Source organism: Sinorhizobium sp., assembly GCF_059070375.1.
This window is the reverse complement of sequence record NZ_JCACWC010000003.1, coordinates 107,443-123,423: the sequence shown is the minus strand read 5'-3', so window position 1 is coordinate 123,423 and position 15,981 is coordinate 107,443. Positions and strand designations below refer to the sequence as shown.

Here is a 15,981-nt window from a genome sequence, read left to right as displayed (position 1 = left end):
CCTTTAATACGCGTCTGCGTTGTCGATGTTGAAATTGTAGAGCTTGCGGGCCGAGCCGTAGCGCTTGAATTCTTCCGGACGGACATCCTTGACATCAGCCTTTTCCAGGAGCTCGGCCAGCTTTTGCAGATGCTCCGGACGCATCTCCTTCTCGATGCAATCGGCGCCGAGACTCTTGACCGTGCCGCGTACGAAGAGCTTGGCCTCGTAGAGGCTGTCACCCAAGGCATCGCCCGCGTCGCCGAGCACGACGAGGTGGCCCGACTGGCCCATGAAAGCCGACATATGGCCGATATTTCCATGGACGACGATATCGATGCCTTTCATCGAGATGCCGCAGCGCGACGCCGCGTTGCCCTTAATCACAAGCAGGCCGCCGCGGCCGGTCGCGCCCGCATACTGGCTGGCATCGCCCTCGATGACGACTGTGCCGGACATCATGTTTTCCGCGACACCCGGGCCTGCCGAGCCATGGACCCTGACCGTTCCGCCGTCGTTCATGCCGGCGCAATAGTAGCCGACGGAGCCGTTCACATCGACCACGACGGGACCGTCGATCCCGACGGCGACCGCATGGCTTCCGCGCGGATTGGCGACTTCGAAGGACAGATCGTTCGAGCCCTGCTGAATATTATGGAGGGACCTATTGAGTTCACGCAGCGGCGTGGTGGCGAGATCAATAACAGGCATACTTGAAAAATCCTTGGAAAGGGGCCGAAATACCCGTCAGGCGGCCTTCTGATGGTCCCAGAAGTAAACGGTCGCGGGCTCCGGCTCCCAGATGCGCGCGCTCTCGATATCCGGCAAATTGACCAGCGCCCGGTATTCGGAACCGAATGCGACATAGCGATCCGTTTCAGCCATGACCGCCGGCTTGCACGCGATCGGGTCACGCACGACGCCGAAGCCCGACTTGGTACCGACGACGAAGGTAAAGAAACCGTCGAGGTCCTCGAGCGCGCCGGTCAGGGCCTGTCCGAGATCCTTGCCCTTGGCCATTTCCGCCGTGAGGTACGCGGCAGCGACCTCCGTGTCGTTCTGCGTCTCGAAGGCAATTCCTTCACGGATCAGTTCCCGGCGCAGATTGTTATGGTTCGACAACGATCCGTTATGCACGAGGCACTGATCCGACCCGGTGGAAAACGGGTGTGCGCCAAGTGTGGTCACGGCCGATTCCGTAGCCATTCGGGTGTGGCCGATGCCATGCGAACCGCCCATCGAGCGCACATCGAACCGTGCGACGACATCCTTCGGCAGGCCGACTTCCTTGTAGATCTCGACACTGTCGCCGGCACCCATGATGCGTACATCCGGGCGGATGGCGGCGAGAACGGCACGGACATCCCCGAGCCTGGCGGCTGCGATCCCAACGACCGCATGGGTGCTCTTGACGGCAACGCGTGCCGGCACGCCTGCTTCGGCGAGGTCCCGTTCAAGGTCTGCGAAGTCAATCTCGGGCTTCGCAGACTGGATCGTCACCTTCGCCTTCCCCTCGGTAGCCGAGCCGTAAATGGCCAGCCCGGCCGAGTCCGGACCACGGTCCGTCATGGTGATCAACATGTCCGAAAGAAGCTCGCCAAGCTGCGGCTCGAGCCTGCTGTCTTTCAGAAACAAACCAACAATGCCGCACATTCGCGTAGTCCCTCCATTCGTGCATGGAACGATGCTAGCACGCAGTCGCGGGACCATCAACTGTGGAGAATATTTTTTTCTTACTAGGCAAGATCAGAAGCGTCAGCTCATGAACCGTTGCGGCGGCGCAGGCTTCCCGGAGTCTCCGAAAACAGGCGTTTGAACGCATTCGAAAAATGTGCGGGGCTCGAAAAGCCCGTGGCGTAGGCGATCTCCGGGATAGAGAGCGGGCTCTGCTGCAGGAGCCGGCGGGCATGCCGCAGCCGGATCTCCCGGTAGGTGTCGAGAAAGCCGGCACCGCGATGCTCCCTGAAAAGCCGGTCGAGATGCCGCGGGCTCACCCCGGCCAGACGCGCCATGACAGTCCGGTCGAGCGGCCGTTCGATCGCCGTTTCCATCTTCTCGAGAACCGCAAGCAGGGCGGGATGATTGGTACCGAACCGCTCTGCGGCCGAACCGCGCTGCGGCGCCGCCGGCTCGGCGACGGCCGCGTGCAGATACCAGTCGCTGACCCGGCGGGCGAAGTCGGTTCCCAGGCGTTCGGCGATCATCGCATGCATCATGTCGAGCGGCGCCACCCCGCCGCCGCAGGTGGCAATTCCACCGTCCAGCACGAAGCGCGCATGTCTCGGGTTGAGATGGGGAAATGCTTCCTTCAGCGCAGGCGCGTGCTCCCAGTGAATGGTGAAGTCGCGGCTGTCGAGCAGTCCCGCAGCGGCAAGCACGAAGGCTCCGCTCGATATGCCGCCGACGCGAATACCGAGGCGCGAGAGCCGCCGGAGCGTCGTGTGGGATGCAGACGTATCCGCCCAGTCGGTTGGCTCTCCGCCCGCGCAAACGAAGACGGTATGGCAGGCTTCCGCTTCACTCTCCAGATCCGCACAGCCGACCGACAGCCCGGAAGATGAAGAGACGGTCCCTCCTCCCTGCGCAAGCGGGACGATCTGGTAGAGCGGCCGGCCGGCAAGAAGATTGGCCGCACGCAGGGGCTCCGTCGCCGATGCGTAGCTCATCAGGGCAAAATTGCGCACCAGCAAAAATCCGATCCTCTGCACGTTCTTGCTGTCGGAAGATGCTGTCATGACCGATTCCTACATCGGAAAGTCCCAAAATTGCAAGTCTCCGGAGGATCGGGATGTTAACCTGCCCCCTTGGATTACTTTTGGGGCGGCATCCATGCGCTACTCAGCACTTTCCATCCTCCTGAACGGTCTGCGCGGCAACCGGAACTGGACGCCGGCATGGCGCCAGCCCGACCCGAAGCCCCATTACGACGTGATCATCGTCGGCGGCGGTGGCCATGGCCTGGCGACGGCCTACTATCTCGCAAAGGAATTCGGCATCGCCAATGTCGCGGTGCTGGAAAAGAACTATATCGGTTCGGGCAATGTCGGCCGCAACACGACCATCATCCGCTCGAACTACCTGCTCCCCGGCAACAATCCGTTCTACGAGCTCTCCATGAAGCTCTGGGAGGGGCTGGAGCAGGATTTCAACTTCAATGCCATGGTCTCGCAGCGGGGCGTTCTCAACCTCTTCCATTCCGACGCTCAGCGCGACGCCTATACGCGGCGCGGCAATGCGATGCGGCTGCACGGGGTGGACGCGGACCTTCTCGACCGGGCGGCCGTGCGCAAGATGCTGCCCTTCCTCGATTTCGACAATGCCCGCTTCCCCATTCAGGGCGGGCTCCTGCAGCGCCGCGGCGGCACCGTGCGTCACGATGCCGTCGCCTGGGGCTATGCTCGCGGCGCAGACAGCCGCGGCGTCGACATCATCCAGAATTGCGAAGTGACCGGGATCAGGCGGGAAAACGGGCGCGTCATCGGCGTCGAGACCAACCGCGGCTTCGTCGGCTGTGGAAAGCTGGCGCTGGCGGCGGCCGGCAATTCCTCGCAGGTCGCCGAAATGGCCGGATTGCGCCTGCCGTTGGAGAGCCACGTGCTCCAGGCCTTCGTATCGGAAGGCTTGAAGCCGTTTATCGACGGCGTGGTCACGTTCGGAGCCGGGCATTTCTACGTCTCGCAATCGGACAAGGGCGGCCTAGTCTTCGGTGGCGATATCGACGGCTACAATTCCTATGCCCAGCGCGGCAACCTCGCGACCGTGGAACACGTGGCGGAAGCCGGCAAGGCGATGATCCCGGCATTGTCCCGTGTGCGCGTGCTGCGTTCCTGGGGCGGCATCATGGATATGAGCATGGACGGCTCGCCGATCATCGACCGCACCCCGATAGACAATCTCTATCTGAATGCCGGCTGGTGCTATGGAGGGTTCAAGGCCACTCCCGCCTCGGGATTCTGCTTCGCCCACCTTCTCGCCCGGGGCGCGCCACAGAAGACCGCCGCAGCTTTTCGTCTCGACCGTTTCGAGCGCGGCTTCCTCATCGACGAAAAGGGACAGGGCGCTCAGCCCAACCTTCACTGATTTCGCGCACCAAGGAACATCCGAAATGGCAAGCCTCGTGCCCTGCCCGAATTGCGGGCGAAGACCCAAGGAAGAATTCACCATCAAGGGCGCGGCCCTGTCGCGACCGGCGGCTGACGCGGATTCGGCCGATTGGTTCGACTACGTCTACCTGCGCGACAACCCGCGCGGCGCCTACGAGGAATACTGGCACCACACGTCCGGGTGCCGCCGCTGGCTCGTCGTTGCCCGGGACACCGTGACGCATGAGATTGCGGCGTGCGACGATGCGGCCGACCGCTCTCGATCGGAGGCGCGCAAATGAGCTCCTACCGTTTGCCGAAACGCGGTCTCGTCGACCGCAACGTCCCGCTCTCCTTTACCTTCGACGGTCGCCCCATGCAGGGCCTCGAAGGCGACACGCTCGCTTCGGCATTGCTTGCGAACGGGCGGATGCTCGTCGGACGCAGCTTCAAATACCACCGGCCCCGCGGGATCCTGACGGCGGGGGCCGCCGAACCGAACGCGCTGGTCACGGTTGGCCGCGGCGGCCGCGCCGAGCCGAACACGCGCGCCACCATGCAGGAGCTCTACGAGGGCCTCGAGGCGCGGAGCCAGAACCGCTGGCCCTCGCTCGACTTCGATATCGGTGCGCTGAACGGTCTACTGTCACCCTTCCTCGGCGCGGGCTTCTACTACAAGACTTTCATGTGGCCGGCGCCGCTCTGGGAGAAGCTCTACGAACCGGTCATCCGCAAGGCTGCCGGCCTCGGCAAGGCAAGCTACGAAGCGGATCCAGACGCCTATGAGAAGAGCTGGGCGCATTGCGACCTGCTGGTCATCGGCGCCGGCCCGACGGGGCTAGCCGCTGCACTCACCGCCGGCCGCGCCGGCGCACGGATCATTCTCGTCGACGAGGGCTCGCTGCCCGGCGGCTCGCTCCTGTCCGATACGGCGACGATCGGCGGCAAGGCGGCGGCTGATTTCGCCCGCGACGCAAGCGATGAATTGCGGTCGATGCCGAATGTCCGGGTCCTGATGCGGACGACCGCCTTCGGCTGGTATGACGGCAACGTCTTCGGCGCGCTCGAGCGCGTGCAGAAGCATGTGCGGGAGCCCGCCAGCCATCTGCCCGTCGAGAGGCTGTGGCGGATCGTTGCCGGAAAGGCCCTGCTTGCGACAGGTGCCGAAGAGCGCCCGCTCGTCTTCGGCGGCAACGATCGGCCGGGCGTGATGATGGCTGGCGCGATGCGCGCCTATCTCAACCGCTACGGTGTCGCCCCGGGCCGGGCGACCGCCATCTTCACCACCAACGACAGCGGCTATGCGCTCGCGCAGGACCTCGAAGCCGCAGGCGTCGACGTTGTCGCCATCGTCGACAGCCGCCCTGCGGCCGGCGTCGGCTATCGCGGCAAAGCGCGCCTCGTCCGGGAAGCGGTCGTGTGCGGCACCAAGGGCGGCAAGGCGATCTCGGCGATCGAAGTTCATCACGGCGGTCGAACGGAAACGATCGCGGTCGATGCGCTCGCCATGGCGGGCGGCTTCGACCCGGTCATCCACCTTGCCTGCCACCGAGGCGGCAAGCCCGTCTGGTCTGCGGAAAAGGCGGCGTTTCTCGCGCCCGGGAGCTTGAAGGGGCTCGAGGCTGCAGGCGGTGCCGCAGCGACGACGGGCCTCGCTGCCTGCCTCGGGGAAGGCGCCGCACGAGCTGAAGCCATCGTCAAGGAGTTCGGTCTGTCCTGCCCGCCGGTCGCCCTTCCCAAGGTCGAGGGCGACGAAGGCAGACATTCCCCTGCCCCGCTGTGGTCGATCCCCGGGGTCAAGGACAAGGCCTTCGTCGACTTCCAGAACGACGTGCATCTCAGGGATATCGGTCTGGCCGTCCGCGAAGGCTACAGCCATGTCGAGCTTGCCAAGCGCTACACCACCACCGGCATGGCCACGGACCAGGGCAAGCTCTCGAACGTCAATGCGATCGGGTTGATCGCCAAGGCACGCGGCGTCTCGCCCGCCGAGGTCGGGACGACGACCTTCCGCCCTTTCTACACGCCGGTATCCTTCGGTGCGCTGACCGGCGCGCATGCGGGCCATCATTTCCAGCCGGTCCGCAAGTCGCCGCTTCATGACTGGGCAAAGAAACACGGTGCCGTCTTCGTCGAGACGGGTCTCTGGTATCGATCCTCCTGGTTCCCGCTGAACGGTGAGCGGACCTGGCGGGAGAGCGTCGAGCGAGAGGTCCTGAACGTACGGAAGAATGCCGGACTCTGTGACGTCTCGATGCTCGGCAAGATCGAGATAACAGGAAGCGACGCCGCCGAATTTCTCAATCGCGTATACTGCAACGCCTTCCTCAAACTGCCCGTCGGAAAGGCGCGTTACGGGCTCATGCTGCGCGAGGACGGCTTCATCTACGACGACGGCACGACGAGCCGACTCGAGGAGAACCGCTTTTTCATGACGACCACCACCGCCTATGCGGCCGGCGTCATGAACCACCTCGAATTCTGTGCGCAGGTGCTCTGGCCGGAACTGGACGTGCGTCTTGCCTCCATCACCGACCAGTGGGCGCAAATGGCGATTGCCGGTCCGAAAGCACGCATGATCCTGCAGAAGATCGTCGACGAGGATATATCCGACGCGGCGTTCCCGTATCTTGCAGCGAAGGAGGTTTCGCTGTTTGGCGGCGCCCTTCACGGCTGCCTCTTTCGCATTTCCTTCTCCGGCGAGCTCGCCTACGAACTTGCGGTTCCGGCCAGCTACGGGGAAAGCGTCGCCGATGCACTCCTGGAGGCGGGGAAGGATCACGGCATCATGCCTTACGGCGTCGAGACGCTCAGCGTTCTGCGCATCGAAAAGGGCCATGTGACGCACAACGAGATCAACGGGACCGTCGTGCCGGCCGATCTGGGCTTCGGGAAAATGGTTTCGGCCAGCAAACCGGATTTCGTCGGCAAGGCGATGCTTCAGCGGGAGGGGCTGACTGCGCCCGACCGGCCGCAGCTGGTGGGCCTCGTACCGCTCGATCCGCAGCAGTCGTTCCGCAGCGGCTCGCACATTCTCGCCAAGGGGGCGGCAGCCACCCTCGAAAACGACGAGGGCTATGTCACCTCGAGCGCCTATTCTCCGCATGTCGGATCCACCATCGCGCTGGCGCTCGTCAAGAACGGCCGCAACCGTCACGGCGAAGAGGTGCTGGTCTGGAGCGGCCTTCACGGAGAATCCACGCCTGCACGTCTCTGCAATCCGGTTTTCTTCGACCCTCAGAACGAGAGGCTCCATGTCTGAATTCCGTCCAACCCTTCGTCCGGCGCTCGGCAGCAAGCAGACGGTCGCTTTCGCCGATTTCAGGCTCTCGCCACTTCCGGAAGGCACGATCATCCATGTTCTCGCCCGGCCGGGTCAGGAGGACATCGTGCCCTTTCTCGGCAGGTTCACCGACGCGGCTCCGCACGCTTTGCGCCCGGTTTCGCCCGACCAGTGGTTCATCATCAGCGACGCACCTATCCCGCATCAGGAAATGAAGAGCCTCTTTGCCGCCCTCGAACCGCGCGCCACCGGTGTCGATCAGAGCCACGGCCGCGTCCGCATCCGGATCGAGGGAAAGATGGCGCATCGCGCGCTTTCGAAAGGCACAGCGCTCGACCTCGACCCGTCCGCGTTCCCGATCGGGCAGTCCGCGGTGACGCTGATCGGCCATATCGCGGCCCATGTCACCCGCGTCGGAGCGGAAACCTTCGAGATCATCGTGCTGCGGGGCTTTGCAGAAAGTCTTTGGGACGACCTTGCCCGAATGGGCCTGGAATTTGGCTGAACCCCACTGTCGGATAGCGAACATGACGACGATCATCGACGGCAAGGCCGTAGCGGCTTCCATCAACGGGGCGATAAAAGACGCAAATGCCGAGCTGCAGCAGCAGACGGGCAAGAAAACAGGACTTGCCGTCATTATCGTCGGCGACGATCCCGCAAGTCATGCCTATGTCGGCGCAAAAAGCCGCATGGCCAAGGCGTGCGGCTTCTTTTCGGTACAGCATACGCTGCCGAAGGAAACGACGCAGCAGGAGCTTGCGGGCCTGGTGCATCAACTGAACGGCGATGACGGCATCCATGGAATTCTCGTGCAACTGCCATTGCCGGAACATCTGGACGCAGATGCCATCATTCAGTCGATCCGGCCCGAAAAGGACGTCGACGGCCTGCATGTCGCCAATGCCGGAAAGCTCGCAACCGGCGATCTGGAGAACGGCCTGATCTCCTGCACCCCGGCAGGCGCGATGGTCTTTGTGCGCCGCGTACACGGTCGCGATCTTTCCGGCCTGAATGCGCTGGTCATCGGTCGTTCGAATCTCTTCGGCAAGCCGATGGCACAGCTGCTGCTGAATGCCAATGCGACCGTGACGATCGCCCATTCCCGCACCACCGATCTGGCTTCGATTTGCCGCAACGCCGATATCGTGATCGCTGCGGTCGGCCGGCCCGAAATGGTCAAAGCGGACTGGTTGAAGCCGGGCGCCACCGTCATCGATGTCGGGATCAATCGTGTTCCCGCACCTGAGAAGGGGGAGAACAGGACGAGGCTGGTCGGCGACGTCGCCTTCGCGGAGTGCGCACCTTTTGCATCGGCTATTACGCCGGTCCCCGGCGGCGTCGGGCCGATGACTATCGCCATGTTGATGGCCAACAGTGTGATTGCAGCTCACAGAGCGTCCGGCCTGAAGGTGTCCGAACAGCTCTCGAAGCTGATATCCGGCTGAGCCCGCGCCCAGTACCGTCGATCAATACGGTCCCACCGAGTGGTGTAAATCCTTCGATGAATAGTCCAGCGACGGTCCGCCAATGGGATCGGACCGTCGCTGGCTCATTAGCTATTTGCCTCCGCCGGCCGAGCGCAAAGCAGCTTCGATCTTGCTCAGATTGAACGAACCAGGCGATTGGCTGGGAGGATAATCCTTCATCGTCTGCAGGAACTTCGCTGCCATGCCTTGGATCGGCACGATGACGAAGACGCGCTCCAGGAACCAATCATTGTAGGTGTTCGAATTGTGCTGCGCTTTCTCGAAGGGATCACGGCGCAGGTGAAAGAGCAGCGGCACGCGCAGCTCGGTGAAGGGTTCGCGCCAGACACCGAAGGCTTCGCCCCGATTTTCCAGGAAGACAACTTTCCAATCGTCGTAACGCGCCGCCACGACCTGACCATCGTCGTTCACGTACCAGAACTCACGACGCGGTGACTCGTTGACCTTGCCTTCCAGATAATCGAGCTGGTTGTGGCCGTCGATGTAGTTGCGGTAATGACGGCCGTTCAGATCGACCCCGTCAAGAAGTTTTTCCTTGATGTCCGGTGCCCCCGCGATGGCGGCGAAGGTCGGCAGCCAATCCTCGTGCGAGACGATACCGTTCAACGTCTTTCCGGCCGGGAAGCGACCGGGCCAGCGCACAAAGGTCGGAACGCGATAGGCTCCTTCCCAGTTCGAGTTCTTCTCGCTTCTGAAGGGCGTCGTGGCGGCATCCGGCCATGTATTGTAGTGAGGCCCATTGTCGGTGGAGTACATGACGACGGTGTTTTCGGCGATGCCGAGATCGTCCAGAAGCTGCAGCAGTTCGCCGACCTGCATGTCATGCTCGACCATCCCGTCATGGTACTCGTCGCCGCTCGGTCCCGATATCCCGGTATTGGACTCTTTCACATGCGTACGAAAATGCATCCGCGTGGCGTTCCACCAGACGAAGAACGGCTTCTGCGCCTCATGCTGACGTGAGATGAAATCCCGAGCCGCAGCGAGGGTTTCCGCATCGACCGTTTCCATCCGCTTTCTCGTCAGCGGCCCGGTGTCCTCGATCTTTCCGTCCGCGCTGGCCTTGATGACGCCGCGCGGGCCAAAATTCTTTCGAAAGTCCGTGCTTTTCGGATAGTCGCGGTTCTCAGGCTCTTCCTCGGCGTTCAGGTGGTACAGATTGCCGAAGAACTCATCGAAACCGTGGTTGGTCGGGAGGTGTTCGTCGCGGTCGCCCTGGTGGTTCTTGCCAAATTGACCCGTCGCATATCCTTGGCTTTTCAGGACGGTGGCCATCGTCACGTCGCTCTCTTGCCAACCTTCCTTCGCACCCGGTAGACCCACCTTCGTCATGCCGGTGCGAACGGGGACGTTGCCGCCGATAAAGGCGGCCCGACCCGCTGTGCAGCTTTGCTGACCGTAGTAATCCGTGAACGACAAGCCTTCCTGGGCAATCCGGTCGATGTTCGGGGTCCTGTAACCCATCATGCCACGATTGTTGTGGCTGATATTCCAGGTACCGATGTCATCTCCCCAGATGACGAGAATGTTGGGCTGTTTCCCGCCGGAAGCTGCCGGCTGTTGCTGAGCCTTTGCAGTGCCAACGCCCGTGACACCGCTTGCGGCAGCTGCAGCAAGCATCGTGCCGCCGAGCAGGAGGCTTCGACGATCTAAAGACAAGGAATCCTGCACTTTCTCGCGCTTTTCGGCATCTGGAGGGCTCATGCTTTGCTCCTGAATAGATAAATAGGTGTTTTTCCGATGCGCGGCTTGCATCCCTGCACATCAAGGCGTGGTCTTGCCGTGACAGCTCCCTGGAGCTGGAAACCGTTCCCAAGCTCGAGTGCCGGCCACGTAAGCCGGCCAGATTATCGGTCGGACGTACGGGCATGAGAAGTTGGACCAAGGGGCAATGCGACGGCGAGAGCCCGCCCGAGTAGACCTCCGGGCGTTGCGTGCTTTGCCGGCGGCGTGAGGAAAACGGTTTCCACCGGCGCACGCGAAGTGAGAAAGGAAATTCTCTAGAGATACATGCCCAGGCAGAGAATCGAAACGGCCAGCATCGGCAACCGTCGACTCCTCACGCGAAACATGGGGGCGATCGCGAGGGCTGCGAGAGAGGCGACCGCTGCGGCAAGAACGCTTCCGGCAGAGAGATACAGACCCAATGCTCCGACGAAAACCGCGGCTCCGACAGTCGTCTCGGCCGCGGATTCCCAGTTAAGGGATCCAGTGCGAAAAGCGGAAAGAAACGCAGGGCCGCTCAAGCCTAGAGCGAGCCAAATCAGCACAGAAGAGGAGAAGCCGAAGAAATCCAAGTTGCACCCGTACCCGACTGTGGTCGTGTTAGGGCAGCAATTTACGTGCCAACTTCCAGCCTCCCCTGGAATGGGCCGCAGCAGCGAACGAAAACGCGCGATGCGATAGTGATCGCTACGCCGAGGCACTTCTCCTCGATCCGCGTCATCGCGCCCGGTCACACTGGCCCATTTCCGAAATGTCGCTGGAACCACACAGAAATCCGTCCGTGCTATTGCTTCGCCCTTTTTATAGGCACATAAGCTTCGAAAAATAAGCAACTGCATCCGACGCTCCCGAATGATTGTCCCCCCTCCGCCACACGAAGTTCGAAAGTCCGGCCGTTTGCCGAGATTCAAGCTGTTCTCGCCGATTCTGGCGGGTGCAACGCTGAAAGAGCGCTTGATCGGCTGTATCGGAGCGTTGATCGGGATTTGTGTCACCGGCCTGGTTTGCGGGTTCGTTTTTGGGGACGACCCCCAGTTGCCGCTGATCGTTGCGCCCATCGGCGCCTCTGCCGTCTTGCTCTTTGCCGTGCCGGCCAGTCCGCTTGCGCAGCCTTGGTCGATCATCGGCGGAAACACGGTTTCCGCCCTGATCGGCGTCTCCGTGACCTATATCGTGGCGGACCAGATGCTTGCCATCGGCCTGGCAGTCGCTCTGGCGATTCTTGCGATGTCGCTCACGCGATCGCTTCATCCGCCAGGAGGCGCCGCCGCGCTGACGGCTGTCATCGGTGGAGCCGCGGTCGCACGCTCAGGTTTTTGGTTCCCGTTCATACCCGTTGCGATCAACTCCCTGATCCTCGTCGGATTGGGCATTGTGTTTCATAGGCTGGCGCGCCGCCAATATCCTCATCGGCCCGGAATTGCGCCGGTGAATACACATGCGACGGCGGATCCTCCACCTGCGCTTCGTGTCGGCTTCAATTCCGAGGACATAGACTCGGCAATCGCGCGGTTGAATGAAACACTCGATATCAGCCGGGAGGACATCGATGCCCTCTTGAGGGAAGTCGAACTGCAGGCCCTCGTCCGACAGAGGGGAGAGTTGACTTGTGCCGACATCATGTCCCGCGACGTCGTAACCGTGCCCGGCGACACGACCCCCGAGCATGCACGATACCTGTTGTTGAAGCACGACATTCGTACACTTCCAGTGCTTGACGAGAACGAGAAGCTTCAGGGTACGGTGGGCCTGCGGGAGCTCGCCGGCAAAGAGCCCGGCAGCAAACTGCCGATAAGCGCGGCAGCTACCGCCAGGCCATCCGACCCTGCGATCGGCCTGCTCCCCCGCCTGACGGACGGGGCGACACACGCCGTCGTCATTCTCGACGACGGCGGCAAGGTTGTGGGCATCATATCCCAGACCGATCTGCTCGCAACTTTGGCCAAAAGTCTCTCGCATAATGGTCTGTCCGAAATAATGCAGGGCAACGGGCAGGGTATCTGAGGCGTCGAGCCGTGGATATTATATGCAGGACCAGGTCGTCCGGGCGCTAGATGCGTGTTTTTGGCGCCGGTGCTCGGTCCGAGTCACCCGAATTGGGTTCTCCCTTTGGCTCGATTAGAAGAACCTTGACCTCCATCTCTGCCCGGGGACGATGCACAACGCCTTTCGGAACCACAAACAGCTCGCCAGCTCTGACCACCTGAGAGGGTTTCGCTTCGATGTCCATAATCATTTCGCCCTCCAGGACGTAGAAGAAATCGTCCGTGGTCTCATGCTTGTGAAATGGGTATTCCCCTTTAAACTTGACGACCATGACATCGTTGTCGTTGTAATCGGACACGACGTGCGGATCCCAATGGCTCGAAAACAGAGCCAGCTTCTCGGAAATATTGATTGGTTTCATCGGATATCCTTTCGGCTGTTCGCCGCAACGATCGGGGAAGGTGATTTGATCCGACGCGAGTTCTCCGACCCGCTTCAGACGCCGGCACAGGACGCGGCGGCCCTCAATCCCGCCCGAATGCGATCCAGCATAGACCGATCTGCCTTAGCTGAGGAAACGAGATAAGCGGGGTAGGCAAATTCCGGACTGTTGGGAACGAGCTCGAGACTGCCGTCCGCAAGATAGGGCCGAACGAAGCCCTGCCGAAAATATCCGGATCCGCCGACTGCCAGAATGTAGTCGAGAGCAAGCGGCCCATAACTGATCGCCACCACCGGACTCGGACCGCCCGGAAAAGCCGCCCTATAGCTGCCGGCAAAATCCTCTCCCCAATCGATGCCAACGAGGTCTTCCGGTCCGGGCGGCTGCGGCATGGCCGTCGTGCGGACGAAAACGAGTTTTTCCTCGAAAAGCAGCTCCGTAAGCGTGCCTGGACGATTTGGCGCTCCATAAAGGACCGCCGCGTCAAGTGAACCGTCCTGCACGAGCTCCATCAGCCGCTCCGATCTGTCGATCGACGTTCGAATGGCCACGCTGGGGCATTCGCGGCGCATCCACAAAAGCCAATGCTTCAACAGTGGATCCCACAGACTGAGCTCCGCACCGATCGTCACCATGGCCTCACGCCCCGGGGGCAAAGCGACCGTGGTTCGCGCCGCCTCCCATACTTGCACCAGGCTCGTCGCAAAACGGAAAAACTGCTCTCCGGCGGGGGTCAGCCTGGCACCGGCCTTGTTCCGAATGAACATGGGCCTGTCGAGTTGTTCCTCGAGCACGCGAATTCGCGCACTGACTGCGGTCTGGGAGATGTTCAGATTGGCAGCGGCATTCACGAAACTTCCTGTCTTGACCACCTCGAGGAACGTACGCGCAATGCTGATGTCCATCTTCGCCCCGCGCAAATAGCGTCGCCACGTCAGCCTGACTGCCGGCGGCACGCACTCATCAAATAAGTGCAGAATATTTGCGGTTAACCAGCAATTCAATTCGTTTGTCAGCGGAATTCCCGCTTGCCATCCTGGTCCGCGTGCCTCGGCTGATCCCGACCAGCCACGCTGCTTTGCTGCCATCTGATGAAGGGCCCTACTGCCGATGTTCGAGCGAAAATCCTCTGACAGAGCCGAAACCACGGCTGCAGCCCACGGGGTCGCGACCGACCCGGCATTCGGCTCCGTGGTGCCGCCACTATACTTGTCCAGCACCTACGAGTTCGCCGGTTTCGACACGCCGCGCGCCTATGACTACGGCCGCTCTGGAAATCCGACCCGTGACTTGCTGGCGCAAGCACTTGCGAAGCTCGAGGGAGGCGCCGGCGCGGTCGTCACGCCGAGCGGCATGGCCGCGCTCGACCTCCTGTTAGGGCGCTTGAGGCGAAACGATCTCGTGCTGGCACCACATGATTGCTATGGCGGTACATTGCGACTGCTGAAGGCGCGTGCCGATCTGGGGCACCTCACATTCCGGCTTACCAACCAGAGGGATCTCGGCGGATTCGAGGCCGCACTAGCGGATGCTCCGGCTCTCGTCCTCATCGAGAGCCCCAGCAATCCCCTGATGCGCGTCACCGACATTGCCCGATTGTCCAGTCTCGCCAAGGCGGCAGGCTCCGCCGTGGCCGTCGACAACACGTTTCTCTCCCCCGCTCTCCAGCGGCCCCTTTCTCTCGGAGCCGATTACGCCATTCACTCGGCGACCAAATTCCTGAACGGGCATTCGGACGTCATCGCCGGTGCGGTGATCGCTGCCGAGCCACAGGAGGCACGTGATCTCAAGCGCTGGGCCAACGTCACCGGGGCAGTCGCTGCACCTTTCGATGCCTGGTTGACTTTGCGCGGGCTGAGAACGTTGTTTGCGCGAATGTCCAGCCAAGAACGCAGCGCCATGACGATCGCCGAATATCTCGACGCCCATCCTGCGGTGCGGCACGTCCACTACGCGGGGCTTCCGGATCACGCAGACCACGAAGTCGCAAGACGGCAGCAGCGCGGCTTCGGCGCCATGATGAGTTTCGAACTTGAAGGGGGCGTTCCCGCCGTTCGGCGGTTCCTGGCACATGTTGGCTGCTTCACATTGGCCGAGTCGCTTGGAGGGGTCGAAAGTCTCGTAGCTCATCCGGCCACCATGACCCATCTCGACATGGGGGCTGAAGCCAGAGAGAGCGCGGGTATTCGCGACGAGCTTCTCAGACTTTCGATCGGGCTGGAACACATTGACGATCTTCTGGAAGGACTTGAACTTGGATTGGGCGCCTGTTGAGCGAAGATCGATTGAGGAGGTAGACAGGGATGGACATCGACGATGATATTCCGCCGACTTTTGCGTCGCCACCCTGCTTGATGCACGAACTCGACCCGGCCTATGCGGGCCTGTCATCCGACCGGTCGATCTGTGCCGATGTCAGGCGGTGGCGGACAAGCGAACGGGCTCGCCTCATCGCGCAACGCCTGGCCATATCTCCCGACCTTCGGGCCGCTTGCGAAGCGCAGATCGTCAGCCGTCTACTTGCCGAGATCGGACCCGTGCGCGGCCGTGTGGTCAGCGTCTACTGGCCGTTTCGGGGTGAGCCCGATCTCAGACCGCTGATTCGGCAAATAGCCGATGACGGCGGCCGATGTGCGCTCCCGGTCGTGGTCGAAAAAGGACAGCCTCTGGAGTTTCGCATCTGGCGGCCAGGCGACAAACTCGTCCGTGGTATCTGGAACATACCCGTTCCGGCCAGGCCTGTTTCATGCACCCCCGATATCGTCGTCGCCCCGGTCGTGGGCTTTGATCCGTCGTGCTATCGGCTTGGTTATGGCGGGGGCTATTACGACCGGACACTGGCGGCAATGGCGGCGACGCGTCGCGTGCTGGGCGTTGGTTTCGCACAGTCGAGGATAAGGACTATTTATCCTCAGGCGCATGACATCCGGATGGACGCCGTGGTGACCGAATCGGGCACAGATCATGCTAGCGTGCGTTGAATTCCGATTGGGC

Annotated in this window: 15 protein-coding genes; 8 read left to right on the top strand and 7 right to left on the bottom strand. The window is 61.9% G+C overall.

All coding sequences use genetic code 11. The features are described from left to right. Window positions 1-3 precede the first annotated feature (3 nt). The 3 genes from AC5J09_RS12605 to AC5J09_RS12595 all read right to left on the bottom strand — a co-directional run bounded on the left by AC5J09_RS12605 (window position 4) and on the right by AC5J09_RS12595 (window position 2,714). The gene (locus AC5J09_RS12605; RefSeq protein WP_411926159.1) at window positions 4-690 is read right to left on the bottom strand and encodes a GltB/FmdC/FwdC-like GXGXG domain-containing protein; all 687 of its coding nucleotides are present in this window, start codon (window positions 688-690) and stop codon (window positions 4-6) included. A 36-nt stretch (window positions 691-726) separates the two neighbouring features. Then, window positions 727-1,632, bottom strand: a complete 906-nt coding sequence (locus AC5J09_RS12600) for a class II glutamine amidotransferase (protein WP_494297727.1) — start codon at window positions 1,630-1,632, stop codon at window positions 727-729. 107 nt (window positions 1,633-1,739) lie between these two features. After that, complete coding sequence (locus AC5J09_RS12595; protein ID WP_324762618.1) at window positions 1,740-2,714, bottom strand: GlxA family transcriptional regulator; 975 nt, start codon at window positions 2,712-2,714, stop codon at window positions 1,740-1,742. 94 nt (window positions 2,715-2,808) lie between these two features. Here AC5J09_RS12595 and AC5J09_RS12590 point away from each other — a divergent pair, with 94 nt between their 5' ends. From AC5J09_RS12590 to folD, 5 genes are read left to right on the top strand one after another with little or no spacing between them, the layout of a single operon-like run. Next, window positions 2,809-4,059, top strand: a complete 1,251-nt coding sequence (locus tag AC5J09_RS12590; RefSeq protein ID WP_275597055.1) for a sarcosine oxidase subunit beta — start codon at window positions 2,809-2,811, stop codon at window positions 4,057-4,059. Window positions 4,060-4,084: 25 nt separating this feature from the next. After that, window positions 4,085-4,363: a sarcosine oxidase subunit delta family protein gene (locus AC5J09_RS12585; RefSeq protein WP_018099601.1), complete on the top strand. Its 279-nt coding sequence runs from the start codon at window positions 4,085-4,087 to the stop codon at window positions 4,361-4,363. Then, the gene (locus AC5J09_RS12580; protein WP_494297726.1) at window positions 4,360-7,323 is read left to right on the top strand and encodes a sarcosine oxidase subunit alpha; all 2,964 of its coding nucleotides are present in this window, start codon (window positions 4,360-4,362) and stop codon (window positions 7,321-7,323) included. Before AC5J09_RS12585 ends, AC5J09_RS12580 begins: the two co-directional genes overlap by 4 nt. Continuing rightward, complete coding sequence (locus AC5J09_RS12575; protein WP_018099603.1) at window positions 7,316-7,849, top strand: sarcosine oxidase subunit gamma family protein; 534 nt, start codon at window positions 7,316-7,318, stop codon at window positions 7,847-7,849. The genes AC5J09_RS12580 and AC5J09_RS12575 overlap by 8 nt, the downstream gene beginning before the upstream one ends. 22 nt (window positions 7,850-7,871) lie before the next feature. Continuing rightward, the gene (folD, locus tag AC5J09_RS12570; RefSeq protein WP_494297725.1) at window positions 7,872-8,792 is read left to right on the top strand and encodes a bifunctional methylenetetrahydrofolate dehydrogenase/methenyltetrahydrofolate cyclohydrolase FolD; all 921 of its coding nucleotides are present in this window, start codon (window positions 7,872-7,874) and stop codon (window positions 8,790-8,792) included. A gap of 111 nt (window positions 8,793-8,903) precedes the next feature. Here the strand turns inward: folD and AC5J09_RS12565 are convergent, their stop codons facing one another. Further along, a complete protein-coding gene (locus tag AC5J09_RS12565; RefSeq protein ID WP_100669959.1) occupies window positions 8,904-10,538 on the bottom strand; it encodes an arylsulfatase in 1,635 nt (544 codons plus the stop codon). Window positions 10,539-10,834: 296 nt separating this feature from the next. Then, window positions 10,835-11,131, bottom strand: coding sequence for a hypothetical protein (locus AC5J09_RS12560; protein WP_494298904.1), 297 nt, complete (start codon window positions 11,129-11,131; stop codon window positions 10,835-10,837). Between the two features lie 280 nt (window positions 11,132-11,411). On the opposite strand from AC5J09_RS12560, the gene AC5J09_RS12555 reads away from it, so the two are divergent. Then, window positions 11,412-12,563 carry an HPP family protein gene (locus AC5J09_RS12555; RefSeq protein ID WP_494297724.1) on the top strand — a complete coding sequence of 384 codons (1,152 nt, stop codon included), beginning with the start codon at window positions 11,412-11,414 and terminating at the stop codon, window positions 12,561-12,563. A gap of 46 nt (window positions 12,564-12,609) precedes the next feature. On the opposite strand, the gene AC5J09_RS12550 is transcribed toward AC5J09_RS12555, so the two are convergent. Continuing rightward, window positions 12,610-12,966 (bottom strand): cupin domain-containing protein, encoded by a 357-nt coding sequence (locus AC5J09_RS12550; protein WP_494297723.1) that lies wholly within the window; start codon window positions 12,964-12,966, stop codon window positions 12,610-12,612. Window positions 12,967-13,040: 74 nt separating this feature from the next. Beyond that, a complete protein-coding gene (locus AC5J09_RS12545; RefSeq protein ID WP_494297722.1) occupies window positions 13,041-13,892 on the bottom strand; it encodes a LysR family transcriptional regulator in 852 nt (283 codons plus the stop codon). A 205-nt stretch (window positions 13,893-14,097) separates the two neighbouring features. On the opposite strand from AC5J09_RS12545, the gene metB reads away from it, so the two are divergent. Both metB and AC5J09_RS12535 read left to right on the top strand, forming a co-directional pair. Continuing rightward, entirely contained in the window at window positions 14,098-15,261 is a 1,164-nt protein-coding gene (gene metB, locus AC5J09_RS12540; protein ID WP_275597060.1) for a cystathionine gamma-synthase, read from the top strand. Between the two features lie 29 nt (window positions 15,262-15,290). Then, window positions 15,291-15,968 carry a 5-formyltetrahydrofolate cyclo-ligase gene (locus AC5J09_RS12535; RefSeq protein WP_275597061.1) on the top strand — a complete coding sequence of 226 codons (678 nt, stop codon included), beginning with the start codon at window positions 15,291-15,293 and terminating at the stop codon, window positions 15,966-15,968. The last annotated feature ends 13 nt before the right edge of the window (window positions 15,969-15,981 follow it).

Bases quoted from the DNA above. Each gene is read 5' to 3' on its own strand.
- AC5J09_RS12605 (WP_411926159.1), bottom strand. From the start codon at position 690: ATGCCTGTTATTGATCTCGCCACCACGCCGCTGCGTGAACTCAATAGG.
- AC5J09_RS12535 (WP_275597061.1), top strand. From the start codon at position 15,291: ATGGACATCGACGATGATATTCCGCCGACTTTTGCGTCGCCACCCTGC.
- AC5J09_RS12575 (WP_018099603.1), top strand. From the start codon at position 7,316: ATGTCTGAATTCCGTCCAACCCTTCGTCCGGCGCTCGGCAGCAAGCAG.
- AC5J09_RS12585 (WP_018099601.1), top strand. From the start codon at position 4,085: ATGGCAAGCCTCGTGCCCTGCCCGAATTGCGGGCGAAGACCCAAGGAA.
- metB (WP_275597060.1), top strand. From the start codon at position 14,098: ATGTTCGAGCGAAAATCCTCTGACAGAGCCGAAACCACGGCTGCAGCC.
- AC5J09_RS12545 (WP_494297722.1), bottom strand. From the start codon at position 13,892: ATGGACATCAGCATTGCGCGTACGTTCCTCGAGGTGGTCAAGACAGGA.
- AC5J09_RS12565 (WP_100669959.1), bottom strand. From the start codon at position 10,538: ATGAGCCCTCCAGATGCCGAAAAGCGCGAGAAAGTGCAGGATTCCTTG.
- AC5J09_RS12555 (WP_494297724.1), top strand. From the start codon at position 11,412: ATGATTGTCCCCCCTCCGCCACACGAAGTTCGAAAGTCCGGCCGTTTG.
- AC5J09_RS12550 (WP_494297723.1), bottom strand. From the start codon at position 12,966: ATGAAACCAATCAATATTTCCGAGAAGCTGGCTCTGTTTTCGAGCCAT.
- AC5J09_RS12600 (WP_494297727.1), bottom strand. From the start codon at position 1,632: ATGTGCGGCATTGTTGGTTTGTTTCTGAAAGACAGCAGGCTCGAGCCG.
- AC5J09_RS12580 (WP_494297726.1), top strand. From the start codon at position 4,360: ATGAGCTCCTACCGTTTGCCGAAACGCGGTCTCGTCGACCGCAACGTC.
- AC5J09_RS12590 (WP_275597055.1), top strand. From the start codon at position 2,809: ATGCGCTACTCAGCACTTTCCATCCTCCTGAACGGTCTGCGCGGCAAC.
- AC5J09_RS12595 (WP_324762618.1), bottom strand. From the start codon at position 2,714: ATGACAGCATCTTCCGACAGCAAGAACGTGCAGAGGATCGGATTTTTG.
- folD (WP_494297725.1), top strand. From the start codon at position 7,872: ATGACGACGATCATCGACGGCAAGGCCGTAGCGGCTTCCATCAACGGG.